Annotated in this window: 10 protein-coding genes and 1 riboswitch; of the genes, 3 read left to right on the plus strand and 7 right to left on the minus strand. The window is 71.9% G+C overall.

Annotation, left to right across the window (positions count from 1 at the left end; translation table 11 throughout):
- Window positions 1–64 precede the first annotated feature (64 nt).
- From bioD to bioB, 3 genes are read right to left on the minus strand one after another with little or no spacing between them, the layout of a single operon-like run.
- Entirely contained in the window at window positions 65–766 is a 702-nt protein-coding gene (gene bioD / locus GUY60_RS29705; RefSeq protein ID WP_161703337.1) for a dethiobiotin synthase, read from the minus strand.
- Between the two features lies 1 nt (window position 767).
- Window positions 768–2,054 carry an adenosylmethionine--8-amino-7-oxononanoate transaminase gene (locus tag GUY60_RS29710; RefSeq protein ID WP_161703339.1) on the minus strand — a complete coding sequence of 429 codons (1,287 nt, stop codon included), beginning with the start codon at window positions 2,052–2,054 and terminating at the stop codon, window positions 768–770.
- A complete protein-coding gene (bioB, locus tag GUY60_RS29715; RefSeq protein WP_161703341.1) occupies window positions 2,047–3,288 on the minus strand; it encodes a biotin synthase BioB in 1,242 nt (413 codons plus the stop codon). Before bioB ends, GUY60_RS29710 begins: the two co-directional genes overlap by 8 nt.
- A gap of 216 nt (window positions 3,289–3,504) precedes the next feature.
- On the opposite strand from bioB, the gene GUY60_RS29720 reads away from it, so the two are divergent.
- A complete protein-coding gene (locus GUY60_RS29720; protein WP_161703343.1) occupies window positions 3,505–4,767 on the plus strand; it encodes an 8-amino-7-oxononanoate synthase in 1,263 nt (420 codons plus the stop codon).
- 252 nt (window positions 4,768–5,019) lie between these two features.
- Entirely contained in the window at window positions 5,020–5,451 is a 432-nt protein-coding gene (locus GUY60_RS29725) for an ATP-binding protein (protein WP_161703345.1), read from the plus strand.
- Between the two features lie 35 nt (window positions 5,452–5,486).
- Here the strand turns inward: GUY60_RS29725 and GUY60_RS29730 are convergent, their stop codons facing one another.
- From GUY60_RS29730 to GUY60_RS29745, 4 genes are all read right to left on the minus strand, one after another.
- The gene (locus GUY60_RS29730) at window positions 5,487–6,002 is read right to left on the minus strand and encodes a DUF6328 family protein (protein WP_161703347.1); all 516 of its coding nucleotides are present in this window, start codon (window positions 6,000–6,002) and stop codon (window positions 5,487–5,489) included.
- A gap of 163 nt (window positions 6,003–6,165) precedes the next feature.
- Window positions 6,166–6,639: a C40 family peptidase gene (locus GUY60_RS29735; RefSeq protein ID WP_161703349.1), complete on the minus strand. Its 474-nt coding sequence runs from the start codon at window positions 6,637–6,639 to the stop codon at window positions 6,166–6,168.
- A 3-nt stretch (window positions 6,640–6,642) separates the two neighbouring features.
- Window positions 6,643–6,796: riboswitch (cyclic di-AMP (ydaO/yuaA leader) on the minus strand.
- Between the two features lie 350 nt (window positions 6,797–7,146).
- Entirely contained in the window at window positions 7,147–7,455 is a 309-nt protein-coding gene (locus GUY60_RS29740) for a hypothetical protein (protein ID WP_161703351.1), read from the minus strand.
- Between the two features lie 8 nt (window positions 7,456–7,463).
- Entirely contained in the window at window positions 7,464–8,102 is a 639-nt protein-coding gene (locus GUY60_RS29745; protein ID WP_161703353.1) for an ATP-dependent Clp protease proteolytic subunit, read from the minus strand.
- Window positions 8,103–8,208: 106 nt separating this feature from the next.
- Here GUY60_RS29745 and GUY60_RS29750 point away from each other — a divergent pair, with 106 nt between their 5' ends.
- Window positions 8,209–8,490, plus strand: a complete 282-nt coding sequence (locus GUY60_RS29750) for a type II toxin-antitoxin system Phd/YefM family antitoxin (protein ID WP_161703355.1) — start codon at window positions 8,209–8,211, stop codon at window positions 8,488–8,490.
- Window positions 8,491–8,669 lie beyond the last annotated feature (179 nt).

Genomic DNA, 8,669 nt, shown 5'->3' on the forward strand with positions numbered 1-8,669 from the left:
GAGCCCCAGTTCGGGAAGGGGCGGGGCGGGGAGAAGAAGGCGCCGCAGGCCCCCGCCCCAGCCCTCAACCACCGGCAGGCGCCCGCCAGTTCCCACCCATCGCAGGCGCCAGCCAGCCCTGCGCGGCGGCGCGGAACTCCAACGGCGCGAGCGAACCCGCCCCCTCGGGCAGCAGGCCGAGCAAGGGCCCGCGGGCAGCAACCGGAAGATCCGCCAGATTGCACCGCGCGGCCAGATCCGGCTCACGGGGCCAACTACCGACCACCACACCGGCCTGCACAACCCCCCGCCCCCGCAACGCCTCACCGGTGAGCGCCGTGGCGTTGAGCGTGCCGAGCCCGGCCGCGGCCACCACAAGGACCGGCGCCCCCAGCAGCCGCGCGGCGTCCGCGAGGGTGCCGCCGTCGGCGTCGAAGCGCACCAGGAGTCCGCCCGCGCCCTCGATCAGGACCAGGTCGTGCTCGGTGGCGAGTTTGCGCGCGGCGTCCGCGACTTCGTACGGCCGCACCGGCGGAAGACCGGACCTGCGCGCGGCCGTGTCCGGCGCCAACGGCTCGGGGTAGCGGGCGAGTTCGAGCGCCGTCACCGGGCCCGCGAGCCGCACCACCTCGTCCGCGTCGCCCCGCTCGGCCGGTGTCACCCCGGTCTGCGCGGGCTTCAGTACGGCCACCGAGCGGCCCTCGGCGAGCGCGGCGGCGGCGAGCGCGGCCGTCGTCACGGTCTTGCCGACCTCGGTCCCGGTACCGCTGACCAGCAGTATCGACATGTCAGCCCGCCTTCGCCGCGGCGGTCACGGCCCGGCAGATCCGGGCCACGTCCGCGTCGTTGGTGATGAACGGCGGCATCGTGTAGACGAGGTCGCGGAACGGCCGCAGCCAGACACCCTCGGCCACCGCGGCCCGCGTCGCGGCCGCCATGTCGATCTCGTGGTCGAGCTGGACCACTCCGATCGCGCCGAGCACCCGTACGTCCCGCACACCGGGCGCGCCCGACAGACCGGCGAGTCCATCGCTCAGGCCGCCCTCGATCCGCTTGACCTCGGTCCGCCAGTCCTGCCCTAGCAACAGCTCGATGGACGCGCAGGCCACCGCCGCGGCCAGCGGATTGCCCATGAACGTCGGACCGTGCGCGAGCACCGGCACCTCGCCGCGTGAGATCCCGTGCGCCACCCGTTCCGTGCACAGCGTCGCCGCGAGCGTGAGATACCCGCCGGTCAACGCCTTGCCGACACACATCACATCGGGCGTCACACCCGCGTGCCCGGCGGCGAACAGCTCGCCCGTACGACCGAAGCCGGTGGCGATCTCGTCGAACACGAGCAGCACACCGTGCGCGTCGCAGGCCTCGCGCAGCACCCGCAGATACGCGGGGGAGTGGAAGCGCATCCCGCCCGCGCCCTGCACCACCGGCTCCACGATCACCGCGGCCACCTCGTGCGCGTGCCGCGCGATCGCGTCGCGCAGATGCTCGGCGTACGACTCCTCGTACGCGGCGGGCGGGGCCTCAGCGAACACCTGGCGGGGGAGCGCGCCCGACCACAGCTCGTGCATGCCACCCTCGGGGTCGCACACCGACATCGGCTGCCAGGTGTCCCCGTGGTAACCGCCGCGCCAGGTGAGGAGCTTGTGCTTCTCGGGGCGGCCGAGGGAGCGCCAGTACTGCAGGCACATCTTCACGGCCACCTCGACCGACACGGAACCCGAGTCGGCGAGGAAGACATGCTCGAGGCCCTCGGGTGACATGTCGACAAGGTGCTTGGCGAGCCGTACGGCGGGCTCGTGTGTGAGCCCGCCGAACATCACATGGCTCATCCGGTCCAGCTGACCGCGCGCCGCGTCGTTGAGCACCGGGTGGTTGTAGCCGTGGATGGCCGACCACCAGGAGGACATGCCGTCCACCAACTCGCCGCCGCCGTCCGCGAGTCGGAGCCTGACCCCGGAAGCGGACTCGACGACCAGCGGCTCCTGCCGGCCGGGCATCGGACCGTACGGGTGCCAGACGTGGCGGCGGTCGAGGTCGAGCAGTTCGTGCGTGGAGAGGGCCGGCTCAGGCATTCGGCGCCAGATCCGTGCCCGCGCCTCGACGGCGCACCGCGACCAGATCCGTACGGGCCGCGTCGTTCCCGGCAGCCGCCACGGGCTCGGCGGCCGCGTCGGACCCAGCGGCCGCGACAGGTTCGGCCTCGCCGGAACCGCACGGTCCGCATCCGCCGCCACCCTCGTGAGACCCGCACCCGGCGCTCGCCCCGGCCTCGTGCGACCCGCACCCGGCGCCCGCCTCAGCGCGCCGGTGCTCGGGCAGCGTCACCTTGTCGGCGCCCTCCACCTCGAACCCGGCGTCCGCGATCATGTCCAGGTCGGCCTTGCCCGCCTGGCCCTCACTGGTCAGGTAGTCGCCCAGGAAAATGGAGTTGGCGAGATGCAGGGCGAGCGGCTGCAGCGAGCGCAGATGCACCTCGCGCCCGCCCGCGAGCCGTACCTCCACGTCCGGGCAGACGAACCGCACCATCGCCAGGATCCGCAGCGCGCGCTGCGGCGTCAGGTTCCACTCCTTGGCGAGCGGCGTGCCCTCGAACGGGATCAGGAAGTTCACCGGCACCGAGTCGGGGTCAAGGTCGCGCAGCGAGAAGACCACGTCGACCAGGTCCGCGTCGCTCTCGCCCATGCCCGCGATCAGGCCGGAGCACGCGGAGAGCCCGGCGGCCTGCGCCTGCTGCACGGTGTCCACACGGTCCGCGTAGGTGTGCGTGGTGGTGATCTCGCCGTATGTCGACTCGGAGGTGTTGAGGTTGTGGTTGTACGCGTCGGCGCCCGCGGCCCGCAGCCGGTCGGCCTGGCCGGAGGAGAGCAGCCCGAGGCAGGCGCAGACCTCGACGTCCTCGTTCTGTTCCTTGATCGCCTCGATGGTCTTCGAGACCCGGTCCACGTCCCGGTCGGTCGGGCCGCGGCCGCTCGCCACCAGACAGACCCGCTTCGCGCCGCCGGCGACCCCGGCGGCGGCCGCCTCGGAGGCCTGGTCGGGCTTCAGCCAGGTGTACTTGAGGATCTCGGCCTTGGAACCGAGGCGCTGCGAGCAGTACGAGCAGTCCTCGGGGCAGAGCCCGGACTTGAGGTTGACCAGATAGTTGAGCTTCACCCGCCGCCCGAACCACTGGCGGCGCACCTTGCCCGCCGCGGCCACCACGTCCAGGAGTTCGTCGTCGGAAGTCGCCAATACGGCGAGCGCCTCTTCGCGGGTCGGCAGTTCGCGCCTGAGCCCCTTGTCCACCAGCGTGTTCAGCAGGTCCATGAGGTGTGATCCTCGCTTACGGCAGGGCCCTCGGCCAAGTAGGAACCTCACAATAGAGGGCCTTGGAGGTGTGGGTATTGCCACACCCTGACCCGGCGCACGGGCGACTAGTGTCTGTTGACTGCTGACAAAGAGCGCTGACAGAGCGACCGGGACTACCAAGGCGTGCGGGACCGGGCGGACACCGCCCGCCGCCCGCCGTGTGAGGGATGGCCGATGCACCGCCAGGCGACCGAAGACCGCCGCCCCGCCGACCAGACCCTCGGCGCCGTTCCGGTACCGCCCGGCGCCGCCCCGGTGCCGCCGGGCACCGATCCGGCACAGCCCGCCGCCGACCCCTTCGGCTGGCTCGACGAGCAGGCCGAACGCCGCCGCGCCGCGGGCCTGGTGCGCACCCTCAGGCCGCGCCCCGCCGACAGCGATCTGCTCGACCTGGCGAGCAACGACTACCTCGGCCTGGCCCGGCACCCGGAGGTCACCGAGGGCGCGGCCGCCGCGGCCCGCCGCTGGGGCGGCGGCGCCACCGGCTCCCGCCTGGTCACCGGCTCCACCGCGCTGCACGCCGAACTGGAGCGTGAACTCGCCGAGTTCTGCGGCTTCGAGGCCGCGCTCGTGCTGTCCTCCGGGTACGCGGCGAACCTCGCCGCCGTCACCGCGCTCGCTCCGCACGGCGGCCTGATCGTCTCCGACACGGGCAACCACGCCTCCCTCATCGACGGTTGCCGGCTCGCCCGCGCCACCACCTCGGTGGTCGCGCACACCGACCCGGACGCCGCCCGCAAGGCCCTCTCCGGGCACGAGGGCCCGGCGGTCGCGGTCACCGACTCGGTGTTCTCCGTGGACGGCGACGCGGCCCCGCTGCCCGAACTCGCCGCCGTCTGCCGCTCGTTCGGCGCCGCGCTGATCCTGGACGACGCGCACGGACTAGGGGTGCTCGGCGAGGGCGGCCGGGGCGCCGCGCACGCCGCGGGCCTGGCGGGCGACCCGGACGTGGTCGCCACCCTCACCCTGTCCAAGTCGCTCGGCAGCCAGGGCGGCGCGGTGCTCGGCCCGGCGCGGGTGATCGAGCACCTGGTCAACACGGCTCGTACGTTCATCTTCGACACCGGCCTCGCGCCCGCGGCGGCCGGGGCGGCACTGGCCGCGCTGCGCCTCATCGCCCGCGAGCCCCACCGTGCGGCCCGCGCCCGCGCGGTGGCGACGGCCCTCCACGAGCAGCTCACCGCGGCCGGGTTGACCACGGTCCGCCCCGACGCCGCCGTGGTCTCCGTGCACGCGCCGACCCCGGACGAGGCGCTGCGCTGGGCGGCGGACTGCCGCGCGGCCGGCCTGGTCGTGGGCTGCTTCCGCCCGCCCTCGGTCCCGGACGGCATCTCCAGACTCCGCCTCACGGCCCGCGCCGACCTGACAGAGACTCAAGTGACGGACGCGGTACGCACGATCACCCGCACCGCGCCCGCGGGTGCGGTCAGGCGCTGAGCCCGACTCCTCTCCGGCAGGCGCTGGGCTCGGGCTTTGTCGTGCCGGTCTGCCGCCCCAAATACGGTATTCCGTAGCAGAGTTCACCGCTTCGAGCGACAGATATATGCATATGTTGGGGGATCGGCGCGGAAGGCGCCGGGTAAGTGGCAGTCTGGCGCGGAGCACCAGTCCGGGTCCGTCGGTCATTCGGTGATTCACAGGTCATCGACCACGTGCCGGAGTCCGGCCCGGTGGGAAAGGGACGTCTCCATGGCAGATCACCAGGAATCCTCCGTCACTCTGCCGAGCGATCCCGCTTCGGTGTCAGCGGCACGGAAATACGTGACGCGCGTCCTCACCGAATGGGGCCTGCCCGCCGACGCCGAAGTCGCCGACACCGTCCGCCTCGTCGTCTCCGAACTCGCGACCAACGCCGTCCAGCACACCCGCGGCCAGTCACCCACCTTCACCGTCGACGTGCGCCTCGAACGCGACGAGCAGTTGCGCATCGGCGTCACCGACAGCCACCCCCGCCTCCCGAAGCGCCTGCCCGCGGCCGTGCAGCAGGACAACGGCCGCGGCATGGTGATCATCCGCTGGCTCGCGGCGGAGTGCGGCGGCCGGCTCTCGGTCCAGCCCACGGACGAGGGCGGCAAGACGGTCTGGATCGAACTGCCCTGGACGGCCCCGGTACAGACCTGAGCAGCGCTCGTACGAGGAGCCCGTGCCGTACGGGGCTACGCGGGTGGCCCGGAAGGCTTCTCGGGCGGTCCGCCGAGGGTCGCCGTCCGGACCAGGCGGGGCAGAACTCCCCACAGCCCGACGCACATCACGAACGTCCCCGTGGCGGCGAGCACCCCCGCGGTACGGCCCGCGGCGACATCGACGACGAGCAGCACGGAACCGGTCAGAGCGAGCACGAGGACCGCCATACCGATCTGCGCCAGGCGTGCGGAGACCCGGACGATCTGTGGTTTCGCGTGCTGTTGGAAGAGAGCGCGGTGCACCGCCGCGGGCGCCGTGAACAGCGCGGCGGCCGCCACGGCGAGCAGCAGCGTCGAGACGTAGGTCGCCCGTTGCACGTCGTCGAGGCTCGGGAAGCGGGGCGTGAACGCCAGGGTCAGCAGGAACGCGAAGAGGATCTGCACGCCGGTCTGGGTGACCCGCAGTTCCTGGAGCAGCTCACCGAAGTTGCGGTCGGCGCGTTCGAACGGCGTCTCGTGACGGGCGTCGTCCCGTGGTTCATCGGCCATGGCGGACGAGTATCCCGGCGCGGGCGCCGCGATCCCCGCAGGCCGTGCGGTGGTTCACCGTGGTTCGCCGGGATGCCGATGCCGATGCTGTTATCGATACCGATGCAGTGGCGGCGTACCGGCGTACAGGCTTACCGGCGAACCACGTTGACAGCGCGGGCCGCTACGCCACCCGTCCGTACCAGACGCTGCGGCTCCAGATCTTCTGCAGCCGCACCACGTCCCCGGTCCTGGGCGCGTGCCAGAGGCGGCCGTTCCCGGCGTAGATGCCCACGTGGTAGACGTTCCGGCCGGAGTGGAAGAAGACCAGATCGCCGCGTTGGCGCTGACCGGCAGGGACGTGCCGGCTGCGGTTGTACTGCTGGGCGGCCGTGCGCGGGAGCTTCTTGCCCGCCTTCAGATACGAGTAGAGGGTCAGTCCTGAGCAGTCGAAGCGGCGGGGGCCGGTCGCCCCGTACCGGTAGGGGGCTCCCTTCTTGGCCGCCGCTACCTGCAGGGCCCTTGCCGTCACCGAGGCCGCTTCGGCTTCGGTGACGGCACCGGGCGCGAGGGCGGTACCGCCCACGGTGGCGAGCGTGAGGGCCGATGCGGTCCCGGCTCGGCAGAGCAGGGACGGAACCCGATTTCGCGCGGTCATGCGCAACCCTTCGTCAGCCGCCTGTGAAGGATGACCTGTCGGATTCGGGCCAACGAAGAATGCCCGGCCGCGTGCTGCGCTGCGGCTTCACCCCAAGGGACCTGACGTCCCGTCGTGCACGGGTCCTCCACTCCTGCCGGTCCAGCGTCGTCGACCTGGCATCCGGGCGGCGGCAGGACTCGGCGTCCGCCCGGACCGCCCCGCCGCTGTGGCGGGGGCTTGTCGTCGGAGGGATCCTTACGCACAGAACCTGTCAAATCAGTGCAGAACCTGCCCTATGCGGGCCGTGTCACGTCTGGCCTGTTCGGGTGGACGGCGAAGTTCGAGCACCTTCGTGGTTTGAGCCGCGAGGCGCGTACCAGCGGCGGAAGTGATCGTTTCCGAAACCGTCCACACGCCTGGCCCAACTGCGCGGATTTCCCGGCGAGATCACCGGCTACGCCATCCGTGCGACCCCAACTGGCCGCCCGTGGGGCCGAACGGACGACCCGCGTGCCGCGCGCACCCTCAACTCACCGGCGGCGACGGCATCGTGACCCGCCCCGCGCGCCGTTCCCCGTCCAGGAGCCGCAACGCCCGCTCCAGCGTCGCGGCGTGCACCTCGCTCTCGCCGCGCTGGTGCATCAGCGTCAACGCGTCCCGTAACGCCGCCGCCTTGGCGACCAGGGCCTGGGCGGCGCGCAGGCCGCCGTAGGTGTCGCGGCCCCGTGCCGGGTTGATCCGGCCCACCAGGTCGACGACTTCGAGGTAGCGGTCGATCAACTCGCCCTCGGCGTGCGTGAGTGCGGGCAGCTCGGGCAACTCAGGTGGCAGCATCGCGCCCCTCACCGCTCGCTTCCGGGGGCGAGGAAGGTCGACTTGCGGGTGCTGATGATCCGGTCCACCAGGCCGTACTCCTGGGCCTGTACGGCGTCGAGGATCGTGTCGCGCTCGATGTCCGCGGCGACCCGCGCGCGGCCTTGGCCGGTGTGCCGGGCCAGCATCTCCTCCAAGAGGCCGCGGGTGCGCAGCAGTTCGTCGGCCTGGATCGCCAGGTCGCTCGCCTGCCCCTCGACCGGTTCGGTCAACTCCGGCTGCCGGATGAGGACTCGGGCACCGGGCAGCGCCGACCGCTTCCCTGGAGTACCCGCCGCGAGCAGCACGGCCGCGGACGAGGCGGCCTGCCCCATGCAGACCGTCTCCACGTCGCAAGTGACGTACTGGAGGGTGTCGTAGATCGCCGTCATCGCGCTGAACGAGCCGCCGGGCGAGTTGATGTAGAGCGAGATGTCCTGGTCGGGCGCGCTGTGCTCCAGGTACATGAACTGCGCCATCACGTCGTTGGCCGAGGTGTCGTCGATCGGTGTCCCCAGAAAGACGATGCGCTCCTCGAGCAGCTTCGCGTACGGATCCAGGTGCCGCACCCCCGAGCTCGTGCGCTCGGTGAACTGCGGCAGGACATAGCGGGCATACGGAGTGTTCATGGCGGGCCCCTCTGCGGTTCGGCTGCGGGGCGGCGGTCCAGGCCGGACGGGCGGACCGCCGCTCTGTAAAAAATGTACAGGACGTACATGACGTTATGATGGGGGCATGGGCCCCTACGAGATTCCGGTGACGCAAGCACGAGCAGAGCTCGCCGACCTCATCAACCGCGTGGTCTACGGCGGGGAGCGGGTGGTCGTCACCCGGCACGGCAAGCCGCTCGTGGCCCTGGTGTCCGCGGAAGACCTGCGTCGGCTCGAGGAGATGTCCGAGGCGCCGGACGAGCAGGTGATCAGCGCCGTCTCCACGGTCGGCTCCACCGCGGCCGGCACGCCGGAACCCCAGCGCTTCGGCATCGCCGCGGAGCACCGCGGCCCACACGCTTCCTAGCTCTCCGTACGTCGCCTTACGCACGCGTCGTCTTACGCACTCAACGCAGAAAGAACCGCGCGCCCCCGTCCGCTACAGCGGGGGCGCGCGGTCGCTCTGTGGCGCGCCCTCGCGGGGCGCGGTGGATGAGGTGCGGTGGGTGTCTGGGCGGTCAGGGCTGTCGGGCTCAGCCGGTGAAC

Origin of the sequence: Streptomyces boluensis, from assembly GCF_009908195.1 — a bacterium.
Lineage (GTDB): Bacteria > Actinomycetota > Actinomycetes > Streptomycetales > Streptomycetaceae > Streptomyces > Streptomyces boluensis.